The sequence below is a fragment of the Nostoc sp. DedQUE05 genome, from assembly GCF_034530955.1.
Lineage (GTDB): Bacteria > Cyanobacteriota > Cyanobacteriia > Cyanobacteriales > Nostocaceae > Nostoc.
The window spans coordinates 11,788-29,830 of the sequence record NZ_JAVRCB010000044.1 but is presented as its reverse complement, the minus strand read 5'-3'; the positions used below and the strand labels follow the sequence as shown (position 1 = coordinate 29,830).

Here is an 18,043-nt window from a genome sequence, read left to right as displayed (position 1 = left end):
TTAGAACAGGTAGGCAAAGAAGCGGCATCTTGCCCATAATTACTCTGCTAATATTGTCGATGGCTACTGGGTGTAGCCAATCGAATCCAAATCAGGGAACAACTTCCGAACAGTTACCACAAGCACAAGAAGCTGCTTCTATCCCACAGGCGCAGCCGGGAAAAACTAAAATAGTAGCGACATTTTTGCCGATATATTTGTTTACTAAGGCAGTAGCTGGGGATGTCGCAGATGTAGAAATTCTAGTACCACCTGGTACGGAGGTACATGAATACCAAGCGACACCAGGAAATGTCAAAGCGATCGCTACTGCTAAGGTGTTAGTAAAAAATGGTTTAGGCTTAGAGGAATTTCTAGAAGGTACCGTCAAAAATGCCCAAAATCCCAAATTAACTGAAATTGATGCAAGTATTGGTATTAAACCCTTAAATGAAATTTCACCTGTTGTAAAAACTACGTCAGATGAAAAAGACCACGAACATAGTCAAGGTAATCCTCACGTTTGGTTAGATCCAGTTTTAGCAAAACAGCAGGTAACAAATATTCGAGATGGATTAATTGCTGCCGATCCGGCGAACAAAGCTACTTACGAAGCAAATGCTACAGCTTATATTAAAGAATTAGAAAGCTTAAACAGTAAATTTCAGCAGACTTTGCAGAAAAATCCCAGTTGCACCTTTATTACCTTTCATGATGCGTTTCCATATTTAGCCAAACGCTATAACCTCAAGCAAGTTGCAGTGGTACAAATTCCTGAAGATCAACTTTCACCAACAGATGTCCAAAATGCCGTCAGCGCTGTGAAAAAATACAAAGTTAAAGCTTTATTTAGCGAGCCAGGAGTAGATAATAAACTGCTGAACAGCCTCTCTAAAGACTTGAAATTAAATTTGCGTACTCTGGATTCTCTAGAAACTGGAGAAACAGATCCACAGCATTATTTCAAGGCAATGAAAGCGAATTTGCAAACTCTGGAAACATCGTGTAAATAGATTTGTCATTTGTCATTTGTCATTTGTCATTTGTCAGTTGTCCTTTGTCTTTTATTTAAAGTTACTAAGCATAAACCAATGACTAATGACCAATAACCAATGCCCAATGCCCAATGCCCAATGCCCAATGACTAATGCCCAATGCCCAATGACTAATGCCCAATGACCAATGACCAATGACCAATAACCAATGACCAATAACCAATGACTAATGACATTCCTATTTTGAAAGTAGAAGGATTAGCTGTTTACCAAGGCAGCTATCTAGCTGTTCGAGATGTTTCCTTTGAATTGTTACCAGGAACAGATACAGCCATTGTTGGCCCCAATGGTGCTGGTAAAAGTACCTTGGTAAAAGCGGTTTTAGATTTGATACCTCGAAGTGCTGGGACGATTGAAATATTAGGTCGTCCAATTTCCAGATTGGGGCATTTACGCCACGCATTGGGCTATATGCCGCAAAACTTCATTTTTGACCGCAGCTTTCCTATTTCTGTCAGCGAATTGGTGGGACTGGGATGGACTAAGGAAGGGAAAAAAAAGAATTTATTTTTCTCCAAGCTGTGGAAACAAGACCGAGAAAAATCGGCAGCAGTAACAGAAGCTTTACGGCGAACTGATGCTTATCATTTACAGCATCAAGCTATTGGTACTCTTAGTGGCGGTCAACTGAAGCGGGTTTTATTGGCTTATTGTTTGGTAATGCCTCGGAAACTCTTGGTACTGGATGAAGCTTTTGCTGGTGTTGATGTGCAAGGTGCAGCAGATTTTTACGCTTTGTTAAATGAATTAAAGCGAGAGGAAGGTTGGACAGTATTACAAGTTTCTCACGATATTGATATGGTAAATCGGCATTGCGATCGCGTGCTTTGCCTAAACCAAAGCATTGTTTGTACTGGTAAGCCAGAAATTGCCCTTTCACCGCAAAACCTGTTAGCAACCTATGGCCCAGGTTTCAGCCGCTACCAGCACCAACATTAAAAGAATTCGTAATTCGTAATTCGTAATTCGTAATTAAAGAATGAATTATGCCAGTAATTATAAATTTATTCAATGATTGTCAGATAACTTGGCTTGCGATCGCTAGTAGTAATGACTTGCTAGAGTTGTTACAACTTGCCTCGATACAGCGTGCGATTGTCGGTGCTGCCTTGATGGGAATACTTGGCGGGATGTTGGGTAGTTTTGTCACCTTGCGCCAGTTGTCATTTTTTAGCCACGCGGTTGGTCATGCAGCATTAGTAGGTGTGGCGTTAGGTGTGCTGCTACAAATAAATCCTACTTGGATGCTATTACCTTTTACCTTAGTTTTTGGGGTTATTGTCCTCTACTTCATCGACAAAACCGACTTAGCTAGCGATAGCGTACTTAGCATCGTGCTATCTGGAGCATTAGCGATCGGTTTAATTCTCACGAGCCAAATTAAAGGATATCGTGGCAACTTGATGGCTGTACTGTTCGGGGATATTCTAGCGATCGACACCACAGATTTGATTTTGACGCTGCTAGTCCTTGTGGGAGGTAGCATATTTTTACTATCAACTCTGCGACAGCAAATTTTATTGACCCTTAACCCCGATGTTGCCCAAGTTCAAGGCGTTCCCGTTCAATTGTACCGCTACGCTTTTGTGGTCTTGCTTTCACTCGCCGTTGCTGTGGCGATTAAAGCTGTTGGTGTTTTACTGGTGAACGCCTTTTTGGTCATTCCCGCCTCCACCGCCAAACTGATGAGTCACCACTTTAGCCGCTTTCTAGTCATGTCGGTAATAGTTGGTTCCATCAGCAGCATTGCTGGCATCATGGTCTCAGGTATTTTCAACCTTGCTTCTGGGCCAAGTATTGTTCTTGTCCAGTTTCTCCTATTTGTAGCCGTTTTCGTCTGGTTTAAGTTGAGTTTGAAAGCTGCATAACTATTTTTCTCCAAAGACTTGCTATATTCTTTTATCTTTGCTACATTGATTAATCGTGGCTCACAAAAGCCCCAGCCGGGATAGCTCAGTTGGTAGAGCAGAGGACTGAAAATCCTCGTGTCACCGGTTCAAGTCCGGTTCCTGGCATAGATTACAGACAAAAACACAACTGACATATTGCATAAGCAAAAAAGTTGCCTGCAAGTTGTTTTTAGCTGGGGTGGAGAACGCTATTAGATGCGTTCCTTCCCTGCACCCTTGGCAAGTTGAATTTATCTATAATCAAAGAAACCGAAGCCACCGCGGTAATAGTCATGCTGTCAGAAAACCTTAAAGTCGTTGGGCTTCCAAGCACTGACGAACTAGCCTGCTCGGACGATATACCTGTGGATAATGAGGATCAAAATTTTCTGCCCAACATTCTACTGTTCTTATTAACCTCGATTTGGGCAACGCGCACCGATTGGTTTTTCGGCGTAGACATGGCAATCTACCACACGACAGGGGCTAATGCTAGAGTCCCCATAGTACCAGATGGGTTTTTGAGTTTGGGAGTCGATCGCAAAAAAGGTGGTAAATCGCGTAGAAGTTACGCTGTCTGGGAAGAAAATGAGGTAGTACCAATACTAACATTGGAGATGGTATCCCATTTCCCAGGAAGTGAATACGACGAAAAGTTAGAAATTTATCGGAAACTTGGCGTACTTTACTACATTATTTACAACCCCGAATATTGGCAACGCGATCGACATCAACCATTTGAAATTTACAAATTGGTAGATAAAAATTATCAATTACAAATTGGCGAACCTCATTGGATGCCAGAGGTTGGTTTAGGAATTGGACGACATCAAGGTGTTATTGGTGGAATTGGTCAGGAATTTCTATCTTGGTATGACGAACAAGGAAATCGGTATTTAACGGCAGAAGAAAAAGCAGAAAAGTTTGCACAGCATTTACGTTCTCTTGGCATCGACCCCGATCATTTACCCAGCAATCCGTAAATTAGGTTTGCTTCAAGCTAAAAAGCGGGAAGTTGTCAAGTAGTTGAAATCTTGTTAGCTTTTATGCTTAAAATTGCACAAGAGGTTTATTTAGCATCTACTGACAGCTAAAGTTAACCCTTTGCAGGACTCACCTAAGCAATGCTGACTGAAATTTTACCTTTCCGTTTTGAATTAGACACGATCGCGATCGCTGGAGCGAGTTTGTGGTCATTGGCGCTATATCTAGGTTTTTCCAGAGTCAATGAATGGGTAATCGAGCAACTCAATCGCTGGTTTAACTTTGCCGAGCGATCGCTTTATACCAGCCAGTCAGAATTTGAAAAGACTCGTAAAGCTAGAGAATCCCAAAATGCTTTCTACGCCTCACTGTTTAGCATTGTGCCTTTTTTGGTAGTTGGCGCTTTAGTTAACTGGGGTGTAGAACTCAGTTTAGGCCCTAGTTGGGGAATCAGCTTAGGTATACTTGCGTGTATTAGTTGTGGCATTTTTGAATTGGGACGACGCAATGGCGAATCTTCGGACTAAGTGCTGGCCGATTATAAGTTTACCAAGATTGTTCGAGAAGCTTTTTTAAGGGTGGCTTGATATCATAATATCTATTCTTGTCCTCCATAGCTTTTCAGTAGCCTAATCATTTCTTGAAAATTGATTGATTTTGCATAAGCAAGAGGAGTTTTGCCATTATGATCTTTAGCATTTATATTTGCACCCTTAGATATCAAAAATTCAGATGTTTCTAAAATATCTTTTAAATGAATATGTGCCTTACCTTCTTTAGTATTAATTTGTGCTTTATAGTGTAGTGCAGTTAAACCTTTATCGTTTGTTGCATTAATATTTGCACCTTTTGCAATGAGAAGTGCAGCAATATCTTTTCTGTATGCAAAATCAAGTGGTCTTAAGCCCTCAGAACTCACATTGTTAACATCTGCGTTCATGGAAATTAGTAGTTCGACGTATACTTTACAACCAAATCCAACTGCTGTATGCAATAAAGGAAATGGCGAACCCCAAGCACCTGGGGCATATTTAGGTATCGGCTCATTAATCATCTGAGGCTCTTTTTGAATATCTTTAAATAAAGACTCTATTATTTCCTTCTCTCGACATGTTTCTCTTCTTACAGGAGGAATTAATATTAATGTCTTTTCTTCTTTGATAATTTCTTTTTTTGTAGCTTGCTGTTTTGCATAACTTAAATTCTTACTATATTCAGTAATTTTTTTCTGAGCCATCACATAATTTTCGCTATTATCTGGTATAGTTCTCATCAAATTTATTGCTTCTTGCCATTTACTATAAACTAAATTCCAATCATCCTTAGACACAGATGATTGACTTATAGTAGTAGCGCTAACAGCTGCATCTAGTGCATCTTGAAAAGTATTTTTAGGCGATTCTGAGGAAATTTTAGAATTATTTAGAGGCAAAGATGATTCAGCGTTTGGCGAGGAAATGGGTGATTGTACTGTTAATTGCACTTTTTGTGGTGATGAACACCCAGCTAAAAAAGTTACCAATAAAATACTTGTATAAGCGGGTACTAAAAAAAACCGCATAAGGATAATTGTATTTAAAGTATTACTTTCTATAATTCCCAACCTAAAGCGTAAGACAACACAGCTATACCTTTAGGACTTACGCACTATACAAATCAACCAAAACGTGTACTACGGTATTTAGTCTTTTCAGAGGCTTCAGATAACCCTGATTTATTCCGACATTTGCGATCGCTGGATGCAAAACATGGCTAAAATACCCAAATTGTGTTTAGTACTTATGTACGATGCGTAAGTCCTAACCTTTTTGATTTTTTGATTGGTTGACCATTTATCGTGATGTGTTTGTTACTTATAAAGCCAGTTTGGGCTACATTTGGGCTTAATTTTTGTCTAAGTCCCACTATTAAAAATTCCAATTAAATTCTGCCGAACTGTTCCTACTTCCCAATTTCCTCACCAACAATCTGTGCTATCTTCTGCGCTGCACCGCTTTCACCGCGAATATTTCGGAGTTTAGCGCGCATATTATCCAATTTTTCTGGATTCGCCAAAAAGTCTAAAACCATTTCTCCAATATCTTGTGGTTGAACTTTACCCATAATTTCTGGGACTATCTCTTCTTGTGCCCAGATATTTGGCCATGCTAATAAACCTTTGCGTCTCACAAATCTCAGAAATGACCAATTAATCACCTTAGCGCATAGCGTACCGACTACTGGCAGATTTGCCAACAATCCAGGTAAACCATCCCAAGAACGCATAGCATCAAGTTGCTGCGTTGGTAGTAAAACAATCATTGGCACTCCTAAAGCACCAAGTTCAGCAGTGTTTGCACCCACCGTAGTCAAGCAGATACAGCACTGGGATAATAGGTGATATGCAGGATTTTCTTGCCACACTTCCACAGTTAAGCCCGTTGCAGTTTTGAGCAATGCCTTGCCTTGAGCATCCTCTGGAATAATTAAAGAAGCACCGCCAAAGCCAAAGATTTCAGCAATAGAGTTCTTTTGGGGATTGGCAAAACTAGCTAAAGTTGGTAAATCCAAAGTTGGGGCTACAGGAATCACAAATCTGATTTGCGGTCTTTTTGCATGAATGTATTCGGCAATAGCTAAACATAATGGTACTCCTTGGGCTAATTTTGCTGCTTTTGAACCAGGGAGTAACCCAATTAATTCAGTCTTTTGTCCTACGCTGTGGTAAGTCGCTGACGCATCTATGTCATTAGTCATTTGTCCTTTGTCGTTTGCTAAGGACAAATGACCAATGACTAATGACGAATGACTACTAGCTTCTAGCATCAAATCACCGACAACAGTGAATTTGTGAGCATATTTTGCTGGGACTTTGGCTGCTACTTCGGGTTTCATCACGCCAAAGCGATCGATCCAGTTATGCCAACGAGCTTCCCATTCAGCGTAAACAACTGTGCGGTATCCGAGCTTTTTGCCTATAATCACTGGAAAAATTTGATCGCCGCCCAAAAAAATGATAACACCGCGACTTCTCCAATCCCAATTTTCAAATGTTTTACCCCAAAGCAAAAATTGCCAAAAATGTTCTGCTCCCTGAACTCTATCTACTTCGGGGTAAGAAAGAGCGATCGCTGCTTCTTTACCGCTGGCATTTGAGCAAGGCGATAATACCACAGAAATTCTCACTAAAGAACGGTCATCCCCTAGTTCTTGCCGCAACGCCTTTACTACTGGACGCACCCAGGTTGTTACTTCACCTGGGCCATTTGAAAGGATCAGAATATCTACTTGAGTCATTAGTCAAAAGGTAAGTATTACCTAATTCGTTGTTATGTTACAGGTATATACTGTAGCTTGTTAATGAGATTTGATAACCTCTTTCACATTCAATTTGCATAGAGTCGGCAGTCATTTAATCGCTACCACTGTCACCTAGATGGCGACTCTTGACTTTCGCCTGTTACAAAATAAGCCAAATTTTTGATTTTAAATACCTATTTAACTAAATAAAGTTGACTATTTACGGATACTGAAACATCAGTAATATTATCTAATTTATCAAGAAAAATATAATGATAAATTTGATTATTATATTTTTTCTAAAATGTATTTTTTGAACTTACCCGACGCTCGGCCTATACATACTTCACAATACAGGTATTTAAAGGATGGTTAGCAAAATTTATGGTATTGACAATCGCAGCTATGGGTAACAATCATAACTGCGATTATTAATAGTTTTTTGGGCAATCTAAATATAGCTCTTTTTTTGCTTATAAAACCCATTGTTTAAAGGGTGAACCCTGCGATCAAAGGCAACTCCAGCCCATCTGATATTAAAATGTATTCTTCACGAAATTTACTGATTCGATTTATTCTCGGTGGCACTACTCTTATTGTGAGTATTTCTGCTTATTTTAGCTATCAAGCTGCTCGGAAAATAACGCTACAAGACTTGAGAGGAAAAGCTTTTTTAGAAGTACAGAGAGGAGTTGATGAAATTGAAGAGTGGTTACATATTCGCAAAGTCGAGGTACAAACCCTTGCTCATACTTCAACTGTACGCTCCTTAAACTGGTCTTTAGCAGAACCTTATTTAAAGTCAGAAGTTGAGCGGATCGATGAATTTTTCTTTTTCCAAATAGTTACCCCGGATGGTTCGTATTTTAATACTAAGATTGGTCGGTCAAATAAGAATATTAAGGATCGAGACTACTTTCAAAAAGCATTAGCGGGAAAAAGCAACATTTCCGATCCCTTTATCAGCCGTTCCACAGGTATTCCTTTAATTGCGATCGCCACTCCAATCTGGTCTGATTCTCCTACCAATCGTTCACCGATTGGGGTTTTCCACGGCAATGTTAAAGTCGATCGCATTGCAAAGGTGGTTAACTCGTTGCGCTACGGCAAGAACAGCTATGCATTCGCTCTCAATTCCCAAGGAGAAGCGATCGTCTATCCCAACTCAACCTTAATGTCAACGTTAGAAAAACCTGCACCCAGCCTGCTGAAAATTCCAGATCGGAATTTAAATGCGATCGCGCAGCAGATGGTAAAAAAACAACAGGGAATTCAATTGATGGAAATTGACGGCACTAAAAAGTATGTTGCTTATGTACCGTTACAAGAAGCTAATTGGTCTGTGGCTTTGGTAATTCCGCGCCAAAACATTGAATCTCGGCTACAATTCCTCGATCTGATCGCCCTAATTGTGGGCGGATTGACAGCGATTATCGTCACTGTCTTGTGGCAGGTACAAGCTTTTGAACAAGCTCAACTGAAAAAATCTAAAGCAGCGGCTGATACCGCAAACCGGGCTAAGAGCGAATTTTTAGCCAACATGAGCCATGAACTGCGAACGCCCTTGAATGGTATTTTGGGTTGCGCTCAAATTTTGCTGCGTTCCAAAGCTTTGCCAGAGTCAGAGCAATATCATGTAAACATTATTGAACAGTGTGGCTCTCATCTACTGACTTTAATTAATGACATTTTGGATCTTTCCAAAATTGAAGCGCGAAAACTAGAACTGAATCCTCAAGATGTGCATTTTCCGTCTTTTTTACAGGGTATTGTCGAAATTTGCCAGATTCGGGCAGAACAAAAAGGCATTTTGTTTGTCTATGAACCCACAAGCAACTTACCCACAGGGGTTCATGTCGATGTCAAAAGGTTACGTCAGGTTCTTTTGAATCTGCTGGGAAATGCCATTAAATTTACCGATGAGGGTAAAGTTAACTTCGAGGTTGAGGTAATCGATCGACTGACTGCTGATGAACAGACAGAGAAATATCGGATTCACTTTAGTGTAAAAGATACAGGAATTGGCATAACTCCAACTCAATTAGGCAGCATTTTTTTGCCATTTGAACAAGTAGGTGCAAAAAAGTATCAGATAGAAGGGACGGGGCTGGGTTTAGCTATTACTCGGCAGTTGGTGCAGATGATGGGTAGCGATATCCAGGTTAAAAGTGAGATCGGTCAGGGTAGTACTTTCTGGTTTGAAATTGCGATCGCCCAAGCCAGCGAATGGATACAGTCTGCGATGGCTGTATCCAAGGGACAAATCATTGGCTTTGCAGGTAGTCCCCGCACCATCTTAATGGTGGACGATCGCTGGGAGAATCGCACAGTAATTACAAATTTACTGCAACCATTGGGTTTCAAGGTGGTTGAAGCCAGCAACGGTAAAGAAGGTTTAGAAAAAGCGATCGCCTTGAAACCAGACCTAGTGATTACAGATTTGCTGATGCCAGAAATGGATGGGTTTGAATTGATTAAACACCTACGTCATACCCCAGATATCCACGATGTCAAGATTATTGTCTCTTCTGCTAGTGTCTTTGAAGCCGACCAACATCGCAGTCTGCAAGCAGGAGGTGACACCTTTTTGAGCAAACCTGTACAGGCAAATGAATTACTGCATCAATTAGAGTGCAATTTAGGTTTGACATGGATTTACCAGCAATCTGAGGAACAAAAAATTAATTCTTTGCCTACAACACTTGATACACCAGATAAATTAACTCCTCCTTCCCCCGATGTCTTGCAGGAACTGATGAATTTAGCCAGTAAAGGTAACTTTAATGACATTTTAAAATGGGCAGATAAACTAGAGGAAACAGACGCAAAATTCGCTCCCTTTGCTAACCAATTGCGGCAACTAGCGAGGCAGTTTGACGAAGATTTAATCCTTAACTTTTTGAGCGAAAACTCAAAGGATTAATTTCCCTAAATTTATTTATGGGGATTTTATCGCGTGAATTTGGAATTAGGAGTGTTCTTTTTTAGCGTTTTGCAAAGAAGCAACGTGAATCAATATAGGATAGAAATTTTATGACAGTAACTATAGGCGATCAAAAAAATTCCCTAAATAGCGATCCGAGCAGAGGAATTATTTTAGTCGTGGACGATAACCCTGCTAACTTACAAGTTTTATCGAGCTTTTTGGATCAGTCTAGCTTTGAAGTTTGGGCAGCGCGCAGTGGTGAAAAAGCCATTCAGAGATTAGATAATGATAATTTACCTGATTTAATCTTGCTTGATATCATGATGCCGGGTATCGATGGATTTGAAACTTGTAAATACCTCAAAAGTGAAAGCAATCCTCGTGTCCGGGATATTCCGATCATTTTTATGACTGCTCTTTCAGATACTGCTGACAAGGTTAAAGGATTGCAATTAGGCGCCGTAGATTATATTACTAAACCTTTTCAGTATGAAGAGGTCTTGGTGCGAATAGAACATCAACTGAATCTGAAAAATTTGACTAAAACCTTGATTGACAAAAACGCCGAATTACAACAGATTCAAACCCAACTGATTCAAGCAGAAAAGGTCGCAACCTTGGGTCAAATGACAGCAGGAATTGCCCATGAAGTAAATAATCCCATAAATTTTATCGCTGGTAACTTGAATTTTATTGAAGAGTATTTCCAAGAGGTTGTTAATTTACTCGAACTATATCAGAAGTATCTACCCGATCCCCCAGATGAAATTCAAAATGCTATTAAAACAAAAGATATCAATTATTTGTTAAATGATTTATCCAAAATTATTCAATCTATGCAACTGGGTACAGATCGCGTTACAGAAATTGTGTCATCGTTGAATAAATTCTCTCGACACGGAGAAGCAGGTAAAAAACTGGCTAACCTCCATGAAGGTTTAGAAACTACACTACTCATTCTTGGACATCGACTTAAAGCAAATGGTCATCGTCCAGCAATTAAATTAATCAAAGAATATGGAGAATTACCACTTGTTGAGTGCTATCTAGGCGAACTAAATCAGGTTTTTATGAATTTGATTGGTAATAGTATCGATGCAATTGAAGAAATCCAAAACAATCAATATTTTGATGAAAACTTTCGACATATTGGGATGATTTGGATTAAAACTGAAGCAATTGGAGAGCGAGTTATTCTCAAAATAGCAGACAATGGCTCAGGAATCAGTGAAGCAAACCGGACAAAGATATTCGATGCTTTTTACACTACAAAAGTCATTGGTAAAGGAACAGGACTAGGTTTATCTATTGCTTACCAAATTGTAGTTAACAATCATCACGGGAAGCTAAATTGCCATTCAACACAAGGAGAGGGTACCGAGTTTGTAATTGAATTACCTATTCGATAAATTAGAATCCCAAATTCTACCCACATTGGCTGAATTATCAGTTGCAAGCTCAATTACTACCAGAGAAAAAAGCAAACTCTCGTTTAATATTCCAGCGCTTCCCGTCGTGAAGCAGCAAGGTTAATTTGTCAGCAGTAAACTCAAAATGCAACTGACGATTTTCAAATTCTGGCCAAGCAGCTTTAAAATTCTGCTTTGTTAAATCCCGAAATGCAACCGTTAAATGGGGGGAAAAAGGGCGGGTTTTTGAAACTTTATCAACAATTCCCAAGTTGCTTTCTGTATAAGCCATTAAATCAGCTTGCAAATTTAAAAGTCTTTGACTTTTGACGACATTAATGTATATGACACGAGGTACAAAAGCATCAAACCCTTTAAGTGTAATTGCTACTGGCTGTTGTCCATCGGCAAACTGTTTCAAGGATGCTTCTAATAGTGGCAAGTTAGCATCTGTCCATTCAAAGGGCGGTTGCAGGGTAATATGAGGCGGAGACTTTAGCGCCCCGCTACTAGCATAGCGTGAGGCAAAATACTGCTTAATCTCGTTGGCGTAGTCTTGAATATCTTGCGGTGGTAGGAGGGCAACAAAAAAACGGCTCATTCAATTTTAGATTTTGGATTTGAGATTTTGGATTATGAAATCAATCATTGCTGTTGAGTATTGAACGGCAAACGCTCAAAGGATATTACAGATATAGCGGTGCGTTAGGCTAAAGCTATAGCGCACTTCACTTAAAATTTATTGTATTTGATACTCTGAATCAGCACTGGGTACTTTACGTAAGCTGTCTGTTGTAACTGGAGTTAAGAAGCCAATGCCGTGGTTTGTAAAAATTGAAGAAGGGAAAGTCGATAAATCTACCTTTGACCAATATGTACCTGCTCACAAAGCCTACATTCGGGAATTAATTACTAAAGGACACAAAGCGCGAACAGGCTATTGGGTAGAGCAAAGAGGCGGAATGTTACTGTTTGAGGCAGCCTCAAAGGAGGAAGCAGAAGCGATTGTAGCTGATGACCCCTTGGTAAAACACGGTTGCGTCAACTATCAGCTTTATGAATGGCGAATTGTTATGGAATGACACACACTTACTGAATTTTCATGTTATGTTTATATAAGACCTGGATCTATGCGATCGCAACACCCAAATCTTGTCAGAACCGGAAGGTAGCAGCAACACGGGAGGCTTGTGGTAGGCGTAGTCTCCGGGTCGCCCTATTTTTAGGAGCGGTCAGCAACCATGCCTGGTTTTGGAGATATTGTTCAAAAAGCTTTTTACCTCGGTGTTGGATTAGCTTCTTACGCGGGTGAGAAAGCAGGGGGAAAATTAGCCGAAGTGCGATCGCAAGTCCAAAAACTGGCAGATGAAATGGTGGCAAAGGGCGAAATGAACACAGAAGAAGCCCGCCGCTTCGTTGAGGACATGATGAAGCAAGCCCAACAAGCCCAACCATCTGTTGAAACCTCACCAGAAACGCCCCCTTCTCAACCTCGCCGCATTGAAATTTTAGAGGAAGATGAAGAGCCAACGGTCAAAGAGGCGTCAAATGATGAGAATGTAGATAAATTGCGCGATGAAGTGCTAAAACTGCAAGATGAGTTAAAACGATTGCAACGCGATCGATAAAAAGCATTCATTCTTTGAGCGCAATAAATATAACTAATAAGTGGCATTTTGACATGACACTTTGGATAAAAACTTGATAAGATACATTGCCTAGTGTGTATTTTAGTGCGTCAAGCCAGATAGCACAAAGCGTCCTGTTTATAGCCTGCAAAGGTGTCAAGTTTATGGAACAGTGGCAAAAAGATTTAGTAGAAATCGTCGAAACAGTAGCTGATGAAGTAGAGCGCTTCTTCCTGGGAATGAGTGAAGTGGTAGACGCATTTTTTGAGCTAACGGAAGAAGTCAGCGAGCAAGTACATAATAATATTGTTACTGAAGTCGATCAGTATCTACAGGATTTGGCTGAACCGATGTTAGAAGCTTACTGGGAACTGGAAGACATGGTAGCAGATGTAGATCCGGGTTTTCCTTATTCAGTTGAACCTACATCTGAAAAAAATCCTGCCTGTATTGGTTGTAGTCATTACCACGGTCAAGTTTATGGTGGTAATTTATTAGTTTGTGCTATGCATCCCCACGGGTGCGAAGATGAGAATTGTCCAGACTGGGAGAAGGAAGAGTATTGAGGGGGAGTTAGGAGTTTGGAGTTTGGAGTTAGGAGTTAACAAGCTACAAAATTACTAAAAGGACGTAAAGATAAGTAGAATAACTAATGACAAATGACAAATGACAAATGACAAACCAAGAAATGAAGTATGGCGAACGCGACATTGCCGAAGGTAAACTAATTACCTTTCCCAATCCGCGTGTGGGTAGGCGATATGACATTAACATTACTTTGCCGGAATTTACTTGTAAATGTCCATTTTCCGGTTATCCTGACTTTGCGACAATTTATGTTAGCTATGTGCCTGATGAACGGGTAGTGGAATTAAAGGCACTCAAACTTTATATTAATAGTTACCGCGATCGCTACATTTCCCACGAAGAATCTGCCAATCAAATTTTAGATGATTTTGTAGCTGCTTGCGATCCGTTGGAAGTCATTGTGAAAGCAGATTTTACGCCTCGCGGCAATGTACATACTGTGATTGAAGTGCGTCATCACAAGTACCCATAATGAAACCTTTGGCTTTTAGAGAGGACTTTAGTCCTTTTTACAAGACGCTACGTGATACAAAATCAGGACTGAAATCCTGACTAGAAATATTTTTGAAGGAAGGTTGATTAACCGGACAGGATATATATAAGTAAGTGGGCGGCAAAATTTACAAGTATGTAACGTCAAGTTAACTAAAGCGATTAGAGTTAAATTTTACACGTTTTGTACTGTAATCTCCTTTTTCTCCCTTAGCTTCAATTTAAATATTCGTTCTTATTAGTTTTCTTGTACTATTTTATTTACATTTTGTTGATGTTCTGTGACAGTTGGGGTGCGGAATGTGGGTTCAAAGCATCCTTTACACATTCTTGGCCACTTGTTACTTTTATGACTCTTAGGTTTCATAGGAATTGTTCCCCCTACTCTTGGGATAATGAATCATCGACTACAGGACATAGGAGAGGGAATAGAAGAACTTTGGGGATATTGAGCCACAAGAATAACATCACCTTTACCATCAACAATCCATCCTTGAGCCTCCACAATCTGATTAGTAGATTTAGTAACAGATGTAGATAATTTATCCGTGACTCTCTGTGTTGCTTGTGGGGGCAAATCTACCCAACCAGTAATTACTGCTCGTCCCCGCAGAGGCTCGTTGGGGCTAAGGGGTAATCCACCGCGTCCTGTGGCAATAAAACGACTGGCGGTTTGTCGTCCTCTGGGAGTGCAGCCTTGAGCGATTTGTTGGGATGCATCGACGAGGTTAGAGGGTAGTTGAATTAAGCCGCGACTAGGGTCAGTATCAGGTGTGTTGAGATTTATCTCACCATTTAAGGAAGGCTTGCTTTGGGAGATGGCAGTGATGTCACTTGTTAGCAACTGACTAGGATTTAGCTTGTTCGGGTCGGTTGTATGCAACTGCTGCTCAAGCTCTTGCCGACTGCGCGGCTGTAGCCCAAAGATGCCAGCAGAGTTGATAATAACTTTCCCGCCGCTACCCTCAAAGGCGTTGGCAGTGATATCGCTATTTTCGTTGGGAACTGCAACGATAAAGCCTTGGTAATTTGGGAGGTTATTGATAATGATGTTACCGCCATTGCCACCTAATTTGTCTGTACCTGCGTTGGTGGAGATTTGACTGTTGCGACGGAGTAAAAGTAAGTCGCTATTGATGTTGATATTACCGCCGTTACCGGATGCAGATTCGGCGTTGAGTTTACCTTGGTTGTCTAAAATAATTTTAGGTGAGTTGATTTCGATGTCACCTGCGGTTCCTGAACCAGTAGAACTGACAAATAAGCCACTGCTAACGCCGATATTTTCTACCCGATCGCTAAAGTTATTAACTAGGTCATCATAATTAAAATTACTACCACTAATTATTACTTTATCAGTAGCATTAACAGTTATTTTACCTGCATCTCCTTGCCCTGAAGTACTAGCTGTCAGTGCAGCACCATCGATGATTTCTAAGGAGTTGGTGTATAAATTAATATCGCCGCCTTTTCCTGTTGAGTCTTTGCTGGTAGCAGTCGTTAACAGGCTCCGACCCACAACATCATTGAGGTTGGAGCCTTCAAGTGAAGTTCCACTCAGTTTTATAGAAGTGGCATTAACAGTCAAGGAACCCGCATTCCCTTTCTCTACACTGGTTGTTGAAACTGATGCTTGTGCCCCATCTTGGATAAACAACTGTCCAGTCTTAATTATCAAATTTCCAGCATTTCCTTGACCTGTAGTCCCTGTAATTATACCACTAGGAAACGGACGATCCTTTACGACGTTAGAGACTAAGCCTCCACTAATTCCAATTAGTTGCCTTAAGACATCGGCGGACACTCCTTGCTTTGAGGTGCCGAGGAGTTCTACAGATTCGGAGGCGTTGATAGTTAAATCTCCGCCTTTTCCCAAGCTAGAAGTACCCGATGAGATGATTCCCCCATCACTGACTATTAACTTTTTAGTAGTAATAGCCATGCCGCCCGATTTTCCAGATCCCTGTGTTCCACTAGCTAAGACGCTAGGAATATTATTGTCTCTGCCGATGCCTTTTATTTCTACTAACTTTGAAGCATTCACAGTTAATTTTCCTCCTGGCTTCTCTCCAGCAGTACCTGCTGTCACCCAAGCCCCATCACGGACAATTAATCTTTCAGTATCAATAGTCAAGTCGCCTCCTTGCCCCAAACCTGTAGTTTCATTACGCAATCCACTGGGAACTCTACTGCCTATGGTGAACAGTCCTAGTCCTTGAGAAGCATCATTAGCTGAGGTGCCACTAAGTTCTATAGAGTCTTTTGCGTTCACGAATAAATTTCCGGCTCGCCCTGGGGTAGTACTCCCTGCCGATACTACTGCCCCATTAGAGACAATTAACCGCCCAGTTTCAATGGTCAGGTTTCCGGCATTTCCACTTGCAGTAGGTAGAGAAGAAATTATAAAATTTTTTAAATAAGGAGGAGCATTACGAAGATTCTGGGCAAGAAGATTCTTGACATCCAAGGAAGCGGAAAACAAGCCAATTGGAACAGGAAAATTGGAAGAATTATCGGCGGAATTAATCGGAACATTGATGTCAATTGTACCGTTTGATGAGGAACTGCCAGTTAGTTCTATTGAGTCAGAGGCTTTCACAACTAGATTCCCAGCACTACCACTAGAAGTAGTAGCAGTCGCTACTATTCCATCTTGAATAATCAATTTTCCTGTGTCAACAAGTAAATTACCGCCATTCCCCCTATCAAAAACAGCATTGTAAACAAAGCTATTTTTTACCGTTAATGCTCCTTTTGCACTAAGCATAATATCTCCTGCTTGAGCGTCATCGATACCTGCAAGTAGGCTGATGCCAGCACGCAGGCTACTTCTGTCTAAAATATCTATATTCTGAGCGTGGATAGCAATACTACCGCCACCGTTAGACGCGACATTAACTTCAGCGCCATTGGTGAGCGACACATCTGCTGGCGCTATGTTAGCCGGAAAATTTAAGCTGAAATTATCATCACTGATATTGAGATCAACTGTCCCCTCTTGTGCTAATCCTCCTAACTCCACTCGCCCACCAAAGGCATTCAAGGAGCCACCATCTATTCTCACGTTGCCACCCATTAGCAGCAAACTACGATTATTTTTGACCTTTAGGTTAGCTGAGTTATTTTGAATTGGGGCAGCAATTTGATTGAAAAAAAATGCAGAAGGATTTACATTCAACAGTCCGGTTGGCAGGTTTTTAAGCGGATTTGCACTGAAAATGTCACCATTAGCCAACCCGATGGCATTTGCTGTTGTTCCTACAAACGAACCGTTGAGACTCAGGCTGGCATTTGGCCCAAAGATGATCCCATTGGGATTAATCAAAAACAGGTTAGCATTGCCCAATACTCCCAGAGTTCCTAGAATTTCAGAGCCTTTATCTCCTGTAACTCGACTCAAAATGTTCTTAATGCCGATAGGATTAATGAAATAAACTCCTTCTTTTTCTCCAATATTAAATTCCTTAAAACTATGCAAAAGATTAGCTCCTCTAGTGACTCCACCATCGATCAGGATACTAGATACATCTTTGTTTAACGGAATGATACTAGGTTTAACAATAGAATTTTTAGCTAAGGTATCATCAGCTATGGGTTGGGCAAGAGCACAATTGATAGAGGCTGAGATTGCACCATCAATAATTAACAAACTCCCTAACGCCAACAACCAGTTCCAATCTTTCCAGCTAATAAACATTCAGTAAACTTAACTCCATAAAGCAACAACACTTAGTGAACTACAGATGATTAGCACTAAGGATAAATGAGGAGCTAACACTGCTGAATTACTCATGATATGTTACGAATAATCGTG

Annotated in this window: 15 protein-coding genes, 1 tRNA gene and 1 other RNA gene; 13 read left to right on the top strand and 4 right to left on the bottom strand. The window is 40.6% G+C overall.

What is annotated here, in order from left to right:
• Positions 1–59 precede the first annotated feature (59 nt).
• The 6 genes from RMZ42_RS26905 (at position 60) to RMZ42_RS26880 (ending at position 4,434) form a co-directional block, all read left to right on the top strand.
• Positions 60–992, top strand: a complete 933-nt coding sequence (locus RMZ42_RS26905) for a metal ABC transporter substrate-binding protein (RefSeq protein WP_416211838.1) — start codon at positions 60–62, stop codon at positions 990–992.
• Between the two features lie 204 nt (positions 993–1,196).
• Positions 1,197–1,973 carry a metal ABC transporter ATP-binding protein gene (locus RMZ42_RS26900; RefSeq protein ID WP_322674289.1) on the top strand — a complete coding sequence of 259 codons (777 nt, stop codon included), beginning with the start codon at positions 1,197–1,199 and terminating at the stop codon, positions 1,971–1,973.
• A gap of 47 nt (positions 1,974–2,020) precedes the next feature.
• Positions 2,021–2,902, top strand: coding sequence for a metal ABC transporter permease (locus RMZ42_RS26895; protein WP_322674288.1), 882 nt, complete (start codon positions 2,021–2,023; stop codon positions 2,900–2,902).
• 74 nt (positions 2,903–2,976) lie between these two features.
• A tRNA-Phe gene (locus RMZ42_RS26890) sits at positions 2,977–3,049 on the top strand.
• Positions 3,050–3,216: 167 nt separating this feature from the next.
• Complete coding sequence (locus RMZ42_RS26885; RefSeq protein WP_322674287.1) at positions 3,217–3,906, top strand: Uma2 family endonuclease; 690 nt, start codon at positions 3,217–3,219, stop codon at positions 3,904–3,906.
• Positions 3,907–4,047: 141 nt separating this feature from the next.
• Entirely contained in the window at positions 4,048–4,434 is a 387-nt protein-coding gene (locus tag RMZ42_RS26880) for a hypothetical protein (RefSeq protein ID WP_322674286.1), read from the top strand.
• Between the two features lie 71 nt (positions 4,435–4,505).
• Here RMZ42_RS26880 and RMZ42_RS26875 read toward each other — a convergent pair whose 3' ends face one another.
• Complete coding sequence (locus RMZ42_RS26875) at positions 4,506–5,468, bottom strand: ankyrin repeat domain-containing protein (protein WP_322674285.1); 963 nt, start codon at positions 5,466–5,468, stop codon at positions 4,506–4,508.
• 380 nt (positions 5,469–5,848) lie between these two features.
• On the bottom strand, positions 5,849–7,183 hold the full coding sequence (locus RMZ42_RS26870) for a lipid-A-disaccharide synthase (RefSeq protein ID WP_322674284.1): 1,335 nt from the start codon (positions 7,181–7,183) through the stop codon (positions 5,849–5,851).
• 544 nt (positions 7,184–7,727) lie between these two features.
• Between RMZ42_RS26870 and RMZ42_RS26865 the strand changes: the two genes are divergently transcribed.
• Together RMZ42_RS26865 and RMZ42_RS26860 are read left to right on the top strand one after the other, a co-directional pair.
• A complete protein-coding gene (locus RMZ42_RS26865; protein WP_322674283.1) occupies positions 7,728–10,109 on the top strand; it encodes a hybrid sensor histidine kinase/response regulator in 2,382 nt (793 codons plus the stop codon).
• 110 nt (positions 10,110–10,219) lie between these two features.
• On the top strand, positions 10,220–11,521 hold the full coding sequence (locus tag RMZ42_RS26860) for a response regulator (RefSeq protein ID WP_322674282.1): 1,302 nt from the start codon (positions 10,220–10,222) through the stop codon (positions 11,519–11,521).
• A 49-nt stretch (positions 11,522–11,570) separates the two neighbouring features.
• On the opposite strand, the gene RMZ42_RS26855 is transcribed toward RMZ42_RS26860, so the two are convergent.
• Positions 11,571–12,122: a 2'-5' RNA ligase family protein gene (locus RMZ42_RS26855; protein WP_322674281.1), complete on the bottom strand. Its 552-nt coding sequence runs from the start codon at positions 12,120–12,122 to the stop codon at positions 11,571–11,573.
• Positions 12,123–12,336: 214 nt separating this feature from the next.
• On the opposite strand from RMZ42_RS26855, the gene RMZ42_RS26850 reads away from it, so the two are divergent.
• From RMZ42_RS26850 to queF, 5 genes are all read left to right on the top strand, one after another.
• Positions 12,337–12,603 (top strand): YciI family protein, encoded by a 267-nt coding sequence (locus RMZ42_RS26850; RefSeq protein WP_322674280.1) that lies wholly within the window; start codon positions 12,337–12,339, stop codon positions 12,601–12,603.
• 37 nt (positions 12,604–12,640) lie between these two features.
• Positions 12,641–12,737, top strand: an RNA gene (ffs, locus tag RMZ42_RS26845) — signal recognition particle sRNA small type.
• Positions 12,738–12,762: 25 nt separating this feature from the next.
• Positions 12,763–13,149 carry a phasin family protein gene (locus RMZ42_RS26840; RefSeq protein ID WP_289795595.1) on the top strand — a complete coding sequence of 129 codons (387 nt, stop codon included), beginning with the start codon at positions 12,763–12,765 and terminating at the stop codon, positions 13,147–13,149.
• A 164-nt stretch (positions 13,150–13,313) separates the two neighbouring features.
• Positions 13,314–13,715, top strand: coding sequence for a hypothetical protein (locus RMZ42_RS26835; protein ID WP_194046692.1), 402 nt, complete (start codon positions 13,314–13,316; stop codon positions 13,713–13,715).
• A gap of 107 nt (positions 13,716–13,822) precedes the next feature.
• Positions 13,823–14,209, top strand: a complete 387-nt coding sequence (queF, locus tag RMZ42_RS26830; RefSeq protein WP_322674279.1) for a preQ(1) synthase — start codon at positions 13,823–13,825, stop codon at positions 14,207–14,209.
• A 420-nt stretch (positions 14,210–14,629) separates the two neighbouring features.
• Here the strand turns inward: queF and RMZ42_RS26825 are convergent, their stop codons facing one another.
• Positions 14,630–17,926, bottom strand: coding sequence for a filamentous hemagglutinin N-terminal domain-containing protein (locus RMZ42_RS26825; protein ID WP_322674278.1), 3,297 nt, complete (start codon positions 17,924–17,926; stop codon positions 14,630–14,632).
• Positions 17,927–18,043: the final 117 nt, after the last annotated feature.